This window comes from Klebsiella sp. K5-45 (assembly GCF_030128605.1).
Taxonomy (GTDB): domain Bacteria; phylum Pseudomonadota; class Gammaproteobacteria; order Enterobacterales; family Enterobacteriaceae; genus Klebsiella; species Klebsiella quasipneumoniae.
Genome location: NZ_JAKUZW010000004.1, coordinates 26869 through 41881 on the forward strand (window position 1 = coordinate 26869; position 15013 = coordinate 41881).

Sequence of the window (15013 nt, forward strand, 5' to 3'; positions counted from 1 at the left end):
GGACGCTATGCTTGAAGCAGTAGAAGGTAATATCCATCAGCGGCTGTGCGCGCTGCTCGACGAACATCAGGCGCGCTATCGGGTGATGGCGCACGAGGCGGTCGGCCAGTGCGAAGCCGTCTCGGCGATCCGCGGCACCGCGCTTGGCCAGGGCGCGAAAGCGTTAGTCTGTAAAGTCAAAGGAAACGGCGTCAACCAGCATGTGCTGGCGATCCTCGCCGCCGATCGGCAGGCCGACCTCACCAGCCTGGCCCGGCATATCGGCGGCAGCAAAGCCTCGCTGGCCAGCCCGGCGGAAGTGGAAGCGCTCACCGCCTGCGCGTTCGGCGCCATTCCCCCCTTCAGTTTCCATCCGGCGCTGCGGCTGGTGGCCGACCCGCTGCTGTTTGAGCGCTTCCCACAAATCGCCTTTAACGCCGGGCGCCTGGACCGATCGATCATTCTCGATACCGAAGACTATTTACATATCGCCCGACCGGAGATCGCGACCTTTCGCCGTCTTAGCTAACCGGGCATCGGCCCTGATTTCCGCCGCATGGCGTAAAAATCCTGTTTATTCACGCCACGATGCGTAGAGTCAGCAGGATATTTTTTGGCATTCTTTTTTTGGCAAGGACCTCTGTACATGTTTGATACCACCCTGTTGATCCTGCTGGGTCTGGCGGCGCTCGGCTTTATCAGTCATAACACCACCGTAGCAATCTCCATCCTCGTGCTGATTATCGTGCGCGTCACGCCGCTGAACGCCTTCTTTCCCTGGATTGAGAAGCAGGGCCTGACCGTCGGGATCATCATTCTGACTATCGGCGTGATGGCGCCCATCGCCAGCGGCACGCTGCCGCCATCGACGCTGATCCACTCCTTTATGAACTGGAAATCGCTGCTGGCGATTGCGGTCGGGGTGTTTGTCTCGTGGCTTGGCGGACGCGGCGTCTCGCTGATGGGCTCCCAGCCGCATCTGGTGGCCGGGCTGTTGGTCGGTACGGTGCTCGGCGTCGCCCTGTTTCGCGGCGTCCCGGTCGGGCCGCTGATTGCCGCCGGGATCATCTCGCTGTTTATTGGGAAGTCGTAGCCAGGCTGCCGTGATAGCGGCCCGGCGTCTGCCCAAGCCCTTTCTTAAACATGGTGATGAAGGCGGTGGTGGAATCGTAGCCCAGCGCCTGGGCCGTCTGCTGTACCGTCTGCCCGCGGATCAGCTGCTGCAGTGCAAGGATCAGCTGCAGCTGATGGCGCCAGCGGCGAAAGCTCAGCCCCGTTTCACGCACCACCAGCCGCGCCAGATTGCGCTCGCTCATCGCGAACTCCGCCGCCCACTGGTTCAGGGTCTGCCAGCGCGCCGGATCCTCAGCCATCATCGTCACCATCTGGCGAATTTTCGGGTGGTTCGATACCGGCAGCTGCAGGTGCTCCTGCGGCTGACGGGGCAGCTCATCAAACAGAACCTGCACCAGCCGGGCCGTGGCGGGGGCGGCCAGCGACTCCCCGCCGCGTTCCGCCAGGGCGAGGATCAGCTCCCGCACCAGCGGGGAAATCTTTAACGTACAGCAGCGGTCCGGCATCGGCGCGGCGCCCGGCTCGATGAACAGGAAGCACACCTGGGCGCCGGGGGTGGCGCGGTTACTGTGGGAAAGCTGCCCCGGGACCCACACCGCATACTGCGGCGGCACCATCCACATCGCGTTCTCCACCTCGCAGGTTAAGGCGCCGTGCAGGGCGAGGATCAGCTGCCCCTTACGGTGGGAATGCGCCGGAATATACTGCTCCGCCTCCACCACCCGAATACGAAAGGCAATGGCCGATTCGTGGCCACTGTCCGGTTCATAACCATCCAGACCCAGTCCGATCATCATGTTGTCCGATATTAGCGATAATCTGTCATTTTAGCTTGATTTAAACAGAGGACAAAGTCGCTATCGTAACCCCCCTCTTTAGTTACTTTGAGAATGATATGTCTTCTGTGACCTCCTCCACCGGCCGCCGCTCCGCGCTGCTGATTGCCGGTATCCTGCTCATCGCCACCACCCTGCGCGTGGTCTTTACCGGCGCGGCGCCGCTGCTGGACGCGATTCGTAGCGACTATGGCCTGACCACCGCGCAGACCGGGCTGCTCACCACCCTGCCGCTGCTGGCCTTTGGCCTTGTCTCGCCGCTGGCGGCAGGGGTTGCCCGCCGGTTCGGCATGGAGCGCAGCCTGTTGCTGGCGATGCTGCTGATCTGCGCCGGCATTGCCCTGCGCTCCCTGCCCTCCGCTGCATGGCTGTTTATCGGCACGGCGGTGATCGGTTGCGGCATTGCGCTGGGAAACGTGCTGCTGCCCGGGCTGATTAAACGGGATTTCTCGCAGCATGTCGCGCGGATGACCGGCGCCTATTCCCTGACGATGGGCGGCGCAGCGGCGCTAGGCTCGGCGCTGGTGGTCCCCGTGGCGATGGCCGGATTCGGCTGGCGCGGGGCGCTGCTGCTGCTGATGATCTTTCCGCTGCTGGCGCTCCTCAGCTGGCTGCCGCAGTCCCGGCGTCAAGCGGAGGCCCCGCTGACCGGCTCAGGCGCCATGCATAACCGGGGGATCTGGCGGTCGGCGCTGGCCTGGCAGGTGACGCTGTTCCTCGGCATCAACTCGCTGGTCTATTACGTGATTATCGGCTGGCTGCCGTCGATTCTGCAGAGTATGGGCTATAGCGAAGCGCAGGCCGGCTCGCTGCATGGCCTGCTGCAGCTGGCGACCGCTGCGCCCGGCCTGGCGATACCGCTGATCCTGCATCGGCTGCGCGACCAGCGCGGGATCGCGGTGCTGGTCGCCCTGATGTGCGCCATCAGCGCCGCCGGGCTGTGGCTACTGCCAGGGCTGGCGATCGGCTGGACGCTGCTGTTCGGCTTTGGCTCCGGAGCCACGATGATCCTCGGCCTGACGTTTATCGGCCTGCGCGCCAGCTCGGCGCACCAGGCCGCGGCGCTGTCGGGGATGGCGCAGAGCGTCGGCTATCTGCTGGCCGCCTGCGGGCCGCCGCTGATGGGCAGGATCCACGATGCCAATGGCGACTGGCATATTCCGCTGCTGGCGGTGGCGCTGATTTCGCTGGTGATGGCGATCTGCGGCGCCCTCGCCGGGCGCGACCGGGAGATTCATCCCTGAAGATGACCGGCAGCGGGCGCTGCCGGTAGGGTTATTGTGCCGCGGCGCGCAGCAACGCCTGCACCAGCGGCGCAGGACGCCCGTCCAGCGCGTGGCGCTCATGCTGGAACAAGGTGGCGACAAAAAACGGGTGCGTCACCAGCTCGACGGCGCGGATCTCACCCTCTTCATCCCAGCCGGTGACGCGCAGATCGCCCTGCTCCAGCTCCGCGGCAAACGCGCTGTCCACACCGTAGCGGCAGTGGTAGCCCTCTTCAATGCTCTCCCGACCATAGGCGCGGGCAATCAGCGTATTCGCCCGCAGCTCGACGACGGCAGAAGCCTCCACCAGCGAGCAGCTGAGGGGCGCGATCACCATCCGCCCTTCGCTGTCGGTTTCCGCATGACCGGCATCCTGCCAGCCGAGCACGTTACGGGCGTATTCAATCACCGCGTGCTGAAAGCCGCCGCAGGTGCCGAGGAAAGGAATGCTGTTTTCACGGGCATAGCGGATAGCGGTAAACGCGCCTTCCGGGTGACGATACGGGCTGCCGGGAACGACCCAGACGGCATCGTACTCCGCCAGCGCGTCGCCGGAGGCGATCGACGGGGTGGCGAGCCAGTCATATTTCACCGGCTGCTCCAGCACGGCGGCAGCATCGTCTATTGCCAGGGGAATGGCCTGATGGGCAACAATATCGGGGTGATAATCGCCGACAAGGGCGAGGCGTAAAGGGGTTTTCATAGCAGGTTCCTTATGTCTGGACGAGACGAGCAGCACAAGGCACGTCAGGATAGCGATCCCCTCTGTGGAACACAATCCTTATTTTCCCCCCACCGCCGTGGCCAGCGGGTGAGGTATACTGGAGCAAGCGCAAAAGGGAGAGAGGATGAAAAGTAAGCTTTTGGTCAGCGCCTGCCTGATGGGATTCCAGGTGCGATATAACGGTAGCGAGAAGGCGCAGCTGGCGGCGACCCTGTCCCGCTGGCAGCAGGCGGATCGTCTGGTGATCCACTGCCCGGAGCTGGCGGCCGGTCTGCCGACGCCCCGCCTGCCGGCGGAGATCCTCGGCGGCGCCGGCGGCGATGTGCTTGCCGGGCGGGCGCGGATCGTGGAAAGCGACGGCCGCGACGTCACGGGACATTATCAGCTGGCCGCCTGGCTGGCGCTCAGCGCCGCCCGGGAAGCGGGCTGTCAGGCGGCGTTACTCACCGACGGCAGCCCCACCTGCGGCAGCCAGTTTATCTATGACGGTTCCTTTCGCGGGCGGCGCAAAGCGGGCGCCGGCGTGGCCGCCGAGCTGCTGCGCGCCCACGGCATCACGGTATTTTCCGACGGGCAGATCCCGCAGTTGCTCGCCTGGATGGCACAGAGGGAGCAGGATGATGATTCAATGTAAACGGGTGTACGATCCGCAGGAAAGCAGCGACGGCTACCGGGTGCTGGTCGACCGTCTCTGGCCGCGGGGGATTAAAAAAGAGGCGCTGGCCTGTGATGAGTGGTGTAAAGAGTTAACGCCGTCCGCTGAGCTGCGGAAAGCCTTTCACGGCGAGGCGATCGATTTCGACCACTTCAGCCAGCGCTATCTTCAGGAGCTCGACGCCCATCGCGACATGGGCCTGCGGCTGGCGGCGCTGGCGCAGCGCCAGACGCTGACGCTGCTGTACGCCGCGAAGAACACCGAGCAGAATCATGCCCGGGTGCTGGCCGCCTGGCTGGCGGCCCTGCCGGTTACGATTTAGCCGGATGGTCCCGGCGCCACAGCGCCCACTCATCAAGGGTTTCGCCGCTGGGCAGCTTGCACTGGGTGCTGACGCCCTGCGGCGTTTGCACCGGCACCCGGGTGCCGCCGGATTGCTGACAGTAGACCGCCGCGGGATTGGGCATGCCGATGGTTTTCGTCGGCGCGGTGGGCTGCGGCTGGGCACAGCCGGCCAGCGCCAGGGGCAAAATAGCCAGTAACTTTTTCATCTTTTCTCCCTTTCTCCAATTCCCGGGGATTTTAGCCTGAATCTCCATGGTTTCTCCATCTTGCCTGCACTTTTCCCCCGTAGAGTAGCCCCTGTTCTCGAACTGACCAGAGAACAGATCATTCCATAATCAATGAGTTTTTCCCCGTCGCCCCCGACGGGGCTTTTTTCCCGGCGAGTCGACAAGTATTCCCCAGAAAGATGTGATAAATTTAAAAATATCACTGTTTATTCGACGCTGATGTCCGTTTGCAGCCCAATATGCTGGGGTGACGTTTGGCGTGCTGGAGCTGTATTATTCATGTCAGATTTTATTCTTGCCCGGGTGTCGCAAACCCTCGCTACGGAACAGTCCCTGGAAACCCTGGTGCGCCAGCTGCTGGAGATGCTGGAGGCGGTGACGCGAATGGAGTCCACCTACCTTACCCGCATCGATATCAACGCCCAGCGGCAGCAGATCATGTTCGCCCACAACAGCAGCGAAATGCAGATCCCGGAAGGGTTTTCCGTCCCCTGGGATGAATCCCTGTGCAAACGCGCCCTTGAGGATCAGTGTACGTTTAGCAATGACGTCGCCCGTCGCTGGCACTCCTGTATCGCCGCCCAGGAGCTGGGGATCGCCACCTTTTTAAGCATTCCTGTGCGCCTGGCCGACGGATCTCTGTTCGGTACCCTCTGCGCCACCAGCCGGCAACAACAGCCTTATAACCTTGAAGGTGAACAGGTCATGGGCCTGTTCGCGAAGCTCATTTCCCACTACGTGGAAAAAGACACCCTGGTGCAACAGCTGCAGGCGGCAAACGTCGCGCTGGAGCTGCACTCGTCTACCGATGAGCTCACCCAGCTCCCTAACCGCCGCGCGCTATTTAAGCAACTGGCGCTACGCTTTGCCTCCGCCCGCGCTCAGCAGCAACAGGTCGCGCTCATTTTTATCGATCTCGACGGTTTCAAAGCCATTAACGATCGGTTCGGCCATCCGTGCGGCGACAGCTTTCTGGTGCAGGTCGGTGAACGACTCACCGCCGTCGCGCGCCGTGAAGATATCGTTGGCCGCCTTGGCGGCGATGAGTTTTTGATCGTCGGTAGCGCCCAGCCGCCTGCAGCGCAGCAGGCGTATGTCACCACCCTGCGCCAGGCCCTGTGCGGGGTCTACTTCCTCGGCGAACAGCGTATCAACTATGAGGGCGCCAGCTTCGGGGTGGTCATCTGCGATCCGCAGAGTATCGATGTTGAAGCGGCCTTACGCGCTGCCGATGAGGCGATGTATCAGGATAAGAAGTCTCGCCGGCAGGAGAATTTTATTCATATTGACTAAAGTCACGCGATATCCAGTATCATGCAGGGCATCATTCGTGGGTACAGGGACACTATCATGAAATTGGGTATTCTTTTCCCGGTGGCGATCTTTATCATCGCCGTCGTCTTTCTCGGCTGGTTTTTTGTCGGCGGCTATGCGGCGCCGGGCGGGGCATAATGAAAAAAAGCACCATTATTATGCTGGTTGTCGCCATCGTGGCGGTGGCCGGCGCCCAGTTCGGCTGGTGGTGATCGCCGCGACGATATTGCGGAGTTGTCCTATCCCATCAATAAGTTAACGCTTTACACTCACGTTATCCGCCGCGGCATTCTCGGCCACGGGGAAAGAAAAATAGCGGGAGAAGTAAGGATGAAAAAGCCGATCGTGTTACCGTTGATTATTGCGCTGTGCACGCTGTTATCGGGATGCATTGTTGACGATGGGTATCACCACCATCGCCACCACCACCATCACCATTATCATGACGATGATTAATGCTTCACGCTGTTGATGAGCCGATAAGACAGGGCGAACCGCGGTTCGCCCGTTGACGCTTAATCCTGACGCTCGTCGCCGAGGAAAATAAAGCCGAGCGGAATAGCGAAGAGCGCGGTAAAGACGATGCTGTAAACTGTCACCATCGCCCCCTGCAGGAAGAACATAGACGTCGTCCACTCCGAGTACGGCATATTGTACTCGCTCACCACGCCGCCAAAGGTCGCCCGTCCCACCACCGCCAGCGCGATAGCAAACACCGCCGCGAGCGACAGACAGTATTTTTTGCAGTTTTTATTGCTGAGGAGTTTTTGCAGAATCATCCGGGCTTCCTTTTTGCTGAGCGATAAACGGCTGTATATGTAACACCAATGCAATAAAAAATGAAGGGTTTTTGTTACAGGACAGAATAAGAGGCGGCGGGCCGGTCTGTGGGTAACCGGCCCGTGGGGATCAGGACTGCAGGGTAGCCAGGCGCGCGGCGAACCCAACGAAAACCAGGCCAATCAGGCTGTTGCCAAGTTTAGCCAGCTTCTTGCGGGTTTTGACGTAGCGGGTGACAAACGAGCCGGAGAGGATCAAAAAGCTCATATAGCAGAAGCTAATCACCTCAAGGGTCAGCGCCAGAATAAAGAACGCCACCCCGGGCGCTTTGGCGTTGACATCGATAAACTGCACGAAAAACGACACATAAAACAGAATCGCTTTCGGGTTGGTCAGGCTCAGGGTCAGGGAACGCTTGAGGATCGCGCTCGCCGGCTCTGCGCTGGCGTCGGCCTGGCCGTCACGCTGGGTCAGCACCGCATAGAGCATTTTGCCCCCCAGCCACAGCAGGTAAATCGCCCCGAGGTAACGGACGACGTTAAACAGCACCGGCGTGGTCTTAATCAGCGTCGCCACGCCGGCAAAGGCCAGAAACATCAGCACCGCGTCGCCAATAAAGACGCCCGCCGCCGCCAGATAGCCTTTCTTCACGCCGTGGGCAATGCCCGTCTTCAGCACAAAAAACGTATTAGGGCCAGGGACGAGGATGATAAACACCGCCCCGACCAGGTAAGTCAAATAATTCAGAACACCAAACTCAGCGAACACTCTGCACTCCTTCGCGCACGACTAAAACATGATCCGGCTCACGTTACCCCAACTGTCGGGATTTTGAAAGCGCAGCCTGTGCGGGAAGGTTAATAGACGGAAGGTTCACCCAGCGGGCGGGTTTTAAAACGGCGATGCACCCACAGATACTGCTCAGGGGCGCGGAGGATCTCGCGCTCAATCACCTTGTTGATATAGCCGGCGGCGATCTGCTTATCCTCACCGGGATAGTCATTCATCACTTCGCTAATGTGCAAGCTGTAGCCCTGGCGATCCAGCTTGCGCACCATGCTAATGCTCAGCATTTTCGCCCCCGATAAGCGGGAAAGCACATAGGTGCCGTTGGTGGTTGCCGCTTGCGGGACGGAGAAAAACGGCGCAAACACGCTGCCCTTGGGGCCGTAATCCTGGTCCGGAGCAAACCATACCGCCTCGCCTGATTTTAAGGCATGTACCAGGCCGGTCAGGTTGTTGCGATCGATCATCGCTTTGTTCGAGCGCAGGCGACCGCGGGTTTGCACCCACTCCATCAGCGGACTGTTATGCGGACGATAGGTGGCCATCATTGGACGACACAGCCCCATGGCGCGCCCGCCCAGCTCCAGCGACATAAAGTGCACGCCGACGACCATCACCCCTTTCCCGCCGCTAAGCGCATGATTAAGGTTGGCAAAGCCCTCGACATCAAACCATTTTTTGACCCGTTCGTCGCTCCAGAACCAGGCCATGCCGGTTTCAATCAGCCCCATTCCCAGCGACATAAAGTTTTGATCGATCAGGGTCTCGCGCGCCGCCGGCGACATCTCCGGGAAGCAGAGTTCAATATTGCGCCGGGCGATATGTTCGCGGCGTTTGAGAAAACGTCGGGAAAGACGACCCGCGCTGGTGCCGATAAAATGCAGCAGCGGATAAGGCAGTTGTACAATCAACCAGAGGATGCCGAGCCCAAACCAGGTCAGCCAGTTGCGCGGGTGTAAAAGTTGTTTATTAAATACGCAGGCCATGATTTTTCCTGTAAACATTAATTATGTGGTAACGCTTAAGGAAAACAGAATCCATTTATCATCATTAGGCGGTACGTACAGCATGTAGGACAATACTAATCCGCTGAAATTCCCTCCGGCAAGTAAAAAACAACGTGCTGACAAAAAAACATAATTGCGGCACAAATGTTACTAAATGTAAACTTAAATCTTATCCTCTTCTTAATATATTCATCGTGCATATCATTTTCACGCTAATCATCAGCGTTACTACCGGACATAATCGAAACCCGACGCGAGAACGCCTTGTCTGCCGGGGTCTGATGCCCGCTCAGCCACACGGCCCGCAGCCTGCCCGCGTCTCCAAGCTCTTCGTCTGTGCCGTGAAAAAATAAAAGGGTTCCCCCTTCAGCGTGACTCATTTTTTATCCGTGAGCATAAGGAATATTAAAATCGCCTTAAGGGAATAATTAAGAATAGACTTATTTAAAGATGCTTTAAAAATAAGCGCCCTGGCAATTGTTTGCGCGTTAATACCGCCCTTACCCGCCGCTGAAAAAATATTTCTTTACGCCTTACCGGCATAAAGCACCGCGTTTAGCGCGGACAGTGACCCGACATCGGGTCACTTTAGGGCAAACCGCAGCGAAGACGTGATGGACGCCCCGGCGGCAGAGGATCAGTAGGTGTGGAAATATTGCTGGATCAGCAGCGGATCTTTCGTTTGCGTCAGCGCCGTCATCAGCAGAATACGCGCTTTCGATGGATTGAGGGAATCGGCCACCAGCCCGGGCTGGCTGTCGTCCGGCGGCACCACGCCGCTGCCGGTGCGGGAGGCGCGCACCACCACGATGCCCGCTTGCTGCGCTTTTTTAATACCGGCGGCGCTACGTACCGACACCGAACCTGCCCCCGTGCCGGCGTAAATAATACCGTCGGCATGATGGGCGATCGCCGCATCGTACATATACTCCGGGTCGTCCTGGTAACCATAGATGATTACCACTTTCGGCAGGGCCTTCAGCTGACGCACATCGAAGACCGAGCGCAGAGTGTGGACCTTATCCACCCGCGTTTCAAACTGGGGTTTTCCCCCCACCACGACGCCAAGATAACCCTCCTCCGACGCCCGGAAAGTATCCAGCGAGGTGGCATTGGTTTTGGTGACGAAGCGCGCCGCGCCGATGCGGTCGTTAAGCACCACCATTACCCCGCGCCCGCGGGCATCCGGGTCGGCGGCGACGGTGACGGCTTCCAGCAGATTCATCGGCCCGTCGGCGCTGATCGCCGTCGCCGGACGCATCGCGGCGGTAAAGACCACCGGTTTATTGCTTTTCACCGTCAGATTGAGGAAATAAGGGGTTTCATCGAGGGTGTCGGTGCCATGCGTGATCACCACGCCATCGACATCATCCCGGGCTAATAACGCATTCACCCGCTTCGAGAGCTGCAGAATAATATCGCTGGTCATATTCTCACTGCCGATATTCGCCACCTGCTCACCTTCGACGTGGGCAATTTTACTGATTTCCGGCACGGCGTTAATCAGCGTCTGCACGCCAATTGCCCCGGCTTTATAGCCCGTCGTCTGGGTATTGCTGGCCGCCGAGCCGGCAATCGTCCCGCCGGTGGCTAAAATGACAATATGCGGTAAACGCGTCTCGCTAAACGCCAGGCTGCTTATCGTCAGTAACGCAATGGCAAGTAATGCTCTAAAATTCATACAGGTCACTCCCTTCATAGACATTAATCAAACTTACGCTTGCTTAATGCAAAGGGCTTGCCAGAATTGATATCTTTTACGGGGGGTAAATGGTTAACTATCAGACAATAATAAGGTTCTCGCCTCAACATCGCCCAAATCTGGTGCATGACTGGATCTGAACCGGGCAGGCGCCATGACCCCATACATTATGAGATTTTACCCGTTCAGCAACACACAACACGCATTGCGATCAGATTATCGACACTTCCGTCACCCTCAAGGTCATTTATGCCCGCCAGGTGACGCGAACGGAGAACAGAAATGCGCATTGCCCTGAAGTCGGCCCTGATGCTGACCACCAACGTCATTCAGATCATTAACCCTGAACTGCACCGGCATATGCAACGAACGGCCTTAATCGCGCTGACGCTGGCGCAAAGGCTGGAGCTGCCTGCCGAGCGTCAGCAGACCATTTTTTGCGCCGCGCTGCTGCACGATATCGGCGTACTGGGTGATAGACGCACCATCCATTCGCTGGATGCCATCGATAATATCCACGATCCGCATCAGCGCCAGGGGGCGGCGATGCTTGAGGGGTTAGCAACCTTCCAGCCCATCGTCCCCTTTATTCGCGACCACCACTTTAGCCCGGAGCACCGCGGCAGCCGCGAACAGCATATTGTCTATTTCGCCGATGCCTTTGAACGGCTGCTGCCGGCGGATAGCCGCGTGGCCGCGTGGCCCACGCGGGCAGTGGTGGAGCAGTTCGTCACCCTGCACCGGGAGATCGATCCGCTGCTCTGCGATACCCTGTGCGAGGTCGCTGAAAATGCGAGCTTCTGGCAGCACCTGCATCCCGGGCATATTCAACGGCTGCTGGAAATTATTGCTCCCATCAACACGCTATATCTGGATATTGACGGTCTGAAAGATGTCTGCCTGCTGATTGCCAAAATTGTCGACACCTACAGCAGCTTTACCGCCAGCCACAGTATTATGGTCGGGGAAATCGCCCGCCAGCTTGCCCATTGGATGCAGCTGCCAGAGCCCACCTGCCAGCAAATACAGGTTGCCGGCTATCTGCATGACATTGGTAAAGTTTATATCCCTCTTTCTATTCTGGAAAAAGAGGGCGAGCTGGATGACGACGAGCTGAGTCAGGTACGCGAGCACAGCTACATGACCGGAGATCTCCTGAGCGACTACAGCGAGCTTGGCGACATTATCAACTGGGCCTCGAATCATCATGAAAAACTGGACGGCAGCGGCTACCCTCTGCATCTCGAAAAGGATCACCTGACCCTCGCCGACCGGATTATCTCCATCGCCGATATTTTCACCGCCCTGACCGAAAATCGCCCTTATCGTAAAGGGATGGCCTGGCAGGAGGCCTTACAGATTATGGAAACGGATGTTATAAATGGCGCTCTGGATCGCGATGTCTTTCTCGTTTTACGCCACCATGCGGAAACGCTACACGCCATCATTCTTCAGACCCTTGAACACCCCCGCAGCGAGCACCGTCCCTGAAGCGGGCCGCCGTCATAACCGGGGGCGGGTTCTATAATTAAAACCGCTTCATCTGCATGCAAGGAAACACAGGGTGAGAATCGCCACCATCACCAACTGGGCCTACGGGATCACCGTCGGCCTGACGCTGGCATCCGGGAGCGCCATGCTCATGGCCTCCAGCGCTGACCGCGTCGAACGCCAGGCGGTACAGCAGCGCCAGGTCTTTGATACCCTCTCCGACGAGGTGGAAAACGACGCCTGGGCGTTGTCTGACCTCGCCCGGCTATACGTGGTTAAGCCCTCGCCGGAGACGCTGGAGCAGTATCAGCAGCTGCAGCGGAGCGACAAAAGCATTGAGCTGCGGCTGGCCAGATTGAAAGATAACGGCGCCAACCGCGAGGAGCTGGCGCTGCTGCACGATGGCCTGCAGATTGCCGCTGAACTTCAGGATGAACAGCAGGCCGCCCTGGCGCATGTCGCCAACGGCGATGCGCCAGCGGCCATCGCGATACTGTATGGCAAAGCGTACGAGACCGAGCTGGAACGTATGCAGACGCAGATCGATCGCTTCCGCCAGATGCTCGAAAATCGCGCCGCCGTTGCCATTGACCAGGCCACCGACCGCTCGCGGATCTGGCGAACCCTGTCGGAAATCATGGTCGGCCTGACCGCCCTGATGTTTTTGTTCGTCCTCGGCTTTATTCTCAAACGCCGGGTGCTCTACCCGGTGGTTCGCCTGAGCGACGTGGTGCAGCGTCTCGCCTCCCAGGACTATGCGGTGGAGACGCCGCAGTTCACTCAGGTGGATGAGATTGGCGATATGGCCCAGGCCATCCGCATTTTTCGCGAGAACGGCCTGGCCCGCCAGCAGCTGGATCAGCAGCGCGACGCCGACTGGGCGATCCGCGAACTGCTGGCGCGCATGACCCAGCGGCTGCAGGGCTGTGAAACCATTGAGGATGTGATTAAGGTGGCAGAACTGTTTGCGCCGAATATCGCCCCGACGATCCCCGGGAAACTGTATATTCTGGATACCGATCCCTGGCAGATGCGCTGCGTGGCGCAGTGGCTGGCGCCCCCGGGGGAGACGACGCCCTTTTCACCCGACGACTGCTGGGCGATACGTCGGGGACTCAGCCATCCGCCGGTGCAGGGCGAACCCGATATCACCTGCTATCATCTGCCGGAGGAGCACGCCGGCCAGTCGCTCTGCGTACCGCTTATCGCCCAGGGCGAAGCCATCGGGCTGCTGACCTTTCAGAACGTTACCGCCAGTGACGCCCCTTCCCGGGCCTACCTTGAGCTGATGGCGGAAGCGCTGGGCCTGGCGCTGGCCAATCAGCGTTTACGCAGCGCCCTGCTGGAAAAAGCGCTGTTCGATTCCCTGACCGGCCTGCGTAATCGCCATCATCTTGACGAAGCGCTGCATTCACAGATGGCGCTGGCGGTCCATACCCACACCCCGCTGAGCTGTCTGATGATCGACATCGATCATTTTAAAGCCATCAATGATCGCTACGGCCACGAGGCCGGGGATCTGGTGATTAAGAGCGTCGCCACCATCGTGCAGCGCGCGGTGCGCGATATCGGCATGGCTTTCCGCTACGGCGGCGAGGAGTTTCTGGTGCTGCTCCCCGGCATTGACGAAGCCGAGGCGCACCAGTGCGCCAGCGAGATCTATACCCAGGTGCATAATATGACGCTGCGCGATGGTCTGACCGAAATAGGTCAGGTGGATGTGTCGATTGGTATCGCCAGCTATCCGCAGCATACCCAAAGCGACAGCCTGCTGCGCGCGGCGGACGCCGCGCTGTACCGGGCGAAAGAGCTGGGCCGCTCAAGGATTGTCAGCTTTGGCCGCCTGAAGACCGGTTAACCGGGTGAGTGCTCAGTCGCATTGAGCAGCGAGATGACTTTCCGTACTACCGCCGAACGGATATGGCGGTGGTAAACCATGCTCAGCTCACTCTCCGCCAGCCGGTCCTGAAGATCGATGTACACCACGTTATCGAGGCGTAAGGCCCGCGCCGAGACCGGAACCAGGGCCACCCCGACCCCGGCGGAGACCAGGCTAATCATCGAGGTGACGTCGTTGACCCGCTGCGCCACCTGCGGCGTAAAGCCCGCGACGCGGCAGGCGTCAATAAATACCTGCTCCAGCCCGGTGCCCTGCGGATCGTTAAGAGAGATCCAGTTATCCGCGCGCAATGAGGCCAGATTGAGCGCCCCTACCCCTGCCAGTGGATGCTGCTGATAGAGCGCCAGACAGAGCTTTTCCCGCATAAACGGCCTGACCACCAGCGCGTCCGGCGGCGAGGCCAGCGGCGCGCGGATGATGGCGATATCCAGGCGCAGATCCAGCAGCGCTTCGTAGAGCATTTGCACATCGCCATGCACCAGCGACAGCTCAATCCCCGGCCAGTCGGCGCGCAGCTCGCGCAGGAGCCCCGGCAGTTTGCTGTCGTACATCGCGCTGGAGACATACCCCAGATGCAGTCTTCCCTGCTCGCCCCGCGCGGTGCGCTGGGCGTCCAGTGCCGCCTGGTCGACCATCTCCAGCGCCAGCCGCGTCTTCTGCCAAAAGGCCTCGCCCGCGGCGGTCAGGGTCAGACGGCGGTTAGCGCGGGAGAAGAGCACCACCCCCAGACGCTGCTCGAGCTGTTTGATCTGCTGGCTGAGGGCGGGCTGGGCGATATGCAACCGCTCCGCCGCCCGGTGCATATGTAACTCTTCGGCAACGACCACAAAATGGCGTAACGCTCGCAAGGACATGGCCGGACTCCGGTGGGTTTTATTGATAATAAAAATATTATCAATAAAGCATGAATGATGCAATTGATAACCAT

19 protein-coding genes are annotated in these 15013 nt (G+C 59.5%); 11 read left to right on the forward strand and 8 right to left on the reverse strand.

The genetic code is table 11. The features are described from left to right. The first annotated feature begins 7 nt into the window (after positions 1-7). Positions 8-508 carry a YbaK/prolyl-tRNA synthetase associated domain-containing protein gene (locus tag MKS11_RS09335; protein ID WP_048294505.1) on the forward strand — a complete coding sequence of 167 codons (501 nt, stop codon included), beginning with the start codon at positions 8-10 and terminating at the stop codon, positions 506-508. Between the two features lie 117 nt (positions 509-625). Beyond that, positions 626-1072: a DUF441 domain-containing protein gene (locus MKS11_RS09340; protein ID WP_004203746.1), complete on the forward strand. Its 447-nt coding sequence runs from the start codon at positions 626-628 to the stop codon at positions 1070-1072. Here the strand turns inward: MKS11_RS09340 and MKS11_RS09345 are convergent. Then, positions 1056-1850, reverse strand: coding sequence for a helix-turn-helix domain-containing protein (locus MKS11_RS09345; protein WP_072500731.1), 795 nt, complete (start codon positions 1848-1850; stop codon positions 1056-1058). The two genes, MKS11_RS09340 and MKS11_RS09345, sit on opposite strands and share 17 nt — an antisense overlap. 107 nt (positions 1851-1957) lie before the next feature. Here MKS11_RS09345 and MKS11_RS09350 point away from each other — a divergent pair, with 107 nt between their 5' ends. Further along, complete coding sequence (locus MKS11_RS09350; RefSeq protein ID WP_072140547.1) at positions 1958-3133, forward strand: CynX/NimT family MFS transporter; 1176 nt, start codon at positions 1958-1960, stop codon at positions 3131-3133. Positions 3134-3164: 31 nt separating this feature from the next. Here MKS11_RS09350 and MKS11_RS09355 read toward each other — a convergent pair whose 3' ends face one another. After that, the gene (locus MKS11_RS09355; RefSeq protein WP_004203741.1) at positions 3165-3857 is read right to left on the reverse strand and encodes a CTP synthase; all 693 of its coding nucleotides are present in this window, start codon (positions 3855-3857) and stop codon (positions 3165-3167) included. A 145-nt stretch (positions 3858-4002) separates the two neighbouring features. Here MKS11_RS09355 and MKS11_RS09360 point away from each other — a divergent pair, with 145 nt between their 5' ends. Further along, complete coding sequence (locus tag MKS11_RS09360; protein WP_049004563.1) at positions 4003-4512, forward strand: DUF523 domain-containing protein; 510 nt, start codon at positions 4003-4005, stop codon at positions 4510-4512. A 4-nt stretch (positions 4513-4516) separates the two neighbouring features. After that, positions 4517-4855, forward strand: a complete 339-nt coding sequence (locus tag MKS11_RS09365) for a DUF488 domain-containing protein (protein WP_072140546.1) — start codon at positions 4517-4519, stop codon at positions 4853-4855. Here the strand turns inward: MKS11_RS09365 and MKS11_RS09370 are convergent. Next, the gene (locus tag MKS11_RS09370; RefSeq protein ID WP_004203736.1) at positions 4845-5084 is read right to left on the reverse strand and encodes a DUF333 domain-containing protein; all 240 of its coding nucleotides are present in this window, start codon (positions 5082-5084) and stop codon (positions 4845-4847) included. The two genes, MKS11_RS09365 and MKS11_RS09370, sit on opposite strands and share 11 nt — an antisense overlap. Positions 5085-5384: 300 nt before the next feature. Here MKS11_RS09370 and MKS11_RS09375 point away from each other — a divergent pair, with 300 nt between their 5' ends. The 4 genes from MKS11_RS09375 to MKS11_RS09385 all read left to right on the forward strand — a co-directional run bounded on the left by MKS11_RS09375 (position 5385) and on the right by MKS11_RS09385 (position 6875). After that, on the forward strand, positions 5385-6398 hold the full coding sequence (locus tag MKS11_RS09375; protein ID WP_017898645.1) for a sensor domain-containing diguanylate cyclase: 1014 nt from the start codon (positions 5385-5387) through the stop codon (positions 6396-6398). Positions 6399-6455: 57 nt separating this feature from the next. Further along, positions 6456-6557, forward strand: coding sequence for a YoaK family small membrane protein (locus MKS11_RS09380; RefSeq protein ID WP_004150782.1), 102 nt, complete (start codon positions 6456-6458; stop codon positions 6555-6557). Continuing rightward, on the forward strand, positions 6557-6631 hold the full coding sequence (yoaJ, locus tag MKS11_RS27680; RefSeq protein ID WP_137910537.1) for a protein YoaJ: 75 nt from the start codon (positions 6557-6559) through the stop codon (positions 6629-6631). Before MKS11_RS09380 ends, yoaJ begins: the two co-directional genes overlap by 1 nt. Positions 6632-6749: 118 nt before the next feature. Further along, positions 6750-6875 (forward strand): hypothetical protein, encoded by a 126-nt coding sequence (locus MKS11_RS09385; RefSeq protein ID WP_004203733.1) that lies wholly within the window; start codon positions 6750-6752, stop codon positions 6873-6875. 59 nt (positions 6876-6934) lie between these two features. On the opposite strand, the gene MKS11_RS09390 is transcribed toward MKS11_RS09385, so the two are convergent. The 4 genes from MKS11_RS09390 to fraE all read right to left on the reverse strand — a co-directional run bounded on the left by MKS11_RS09390 (position 6935) and on the right by fraE (position 10673). Next, a complete protein-coding gene (locus MKS11_RS09390; protein ID WP_004203731.1) occupies positions 6935-7198 on the reverse strand; it encodes a DUF2534 family protein in 264 nt (87 codons plus the stop codon). Between the two features lie 130 nt (positions 7199-7328). Beyond that, the gene (gene leuE, locus MKS11_RS09395) at positions 7329-7967 is read right to left on the reverse strand and encodes a leucine efflux protein LeuE (protein ID WP_004203730.1); all 639 of its coding nucleotides are present in this window, start codon (positions 7965-7967) and stop codon (positions 7329-7331) included. A gap of 89 nt (positions 7968-8056) precedes the next feature. Next, on the reverse strand, positions 8057-8971 hold the full coding sequence (gene lpxP / locus MKS11_RS09400; RefSeq protein WP_017898648.1) for a kdo(2)-lipid IV(A) palmitoleoyltransferase: 915 nt from the start codon (positions 8969-8971) through the stop codon (positions 8057-8059). A 658-nt stretch (positions 8972-9629) separates the two neighbouring features. Next, positions 9630-10673: a fructose-asparagine asparaginase gene (gene fraE / locus MKS11_RS09405; protein ID WP_284109509.1), complete on the reverse strand. Its 1044-nt coding sequence runs from the start codon at positions 10671-10673 to the stop codon at positions 9630-9632. A 303-nt stretch (positions 10674-10976) separates the two neighbouring features. Here fraE and MKS11_RS09410 point away from each other — a divergent pair, with 303 nt between their 5' ends. Further along, positions 10977-12185, forward strand: coding sequence for an HD domain-containing phosphohydrolase (locus tag MKS11_RS09410; protein WP_004203727.1), 1209 nt, complete (start codon positions 10977-10979; stop codon positions 12183-12185). Positions 12186-12258: 73 nt separating this feature from the next. Next, complete coding sequence (locus MKS11_RS09415) at positions 12259-14043, forward strand: sensor domain-containing diguanylate cyclase (protein ID WP_284109510.1); 1785 nt, start codon at positions 12259-12261, stop codon at positions 14041-14043. Here MKS11_RS09415 and MKS11_RS09420 read toward each other — a convergent pair. Continuing rightward, a complete protein-coding gene (locus MKS11_RS09420) occupies positions 14040-14939 on the reverse strand; it encodes a LysR substrate-binding domain-containing protein (protein ID WP_032425984.1) in 900 nt (299 codons plus the stop codon). The genes MKS11_RS09415 and MKS11_RS09420 overlap by 4 nt on opposite strands. Between the last annotated feature and the right edge of the window lie 74 nt (positions 14940-15013).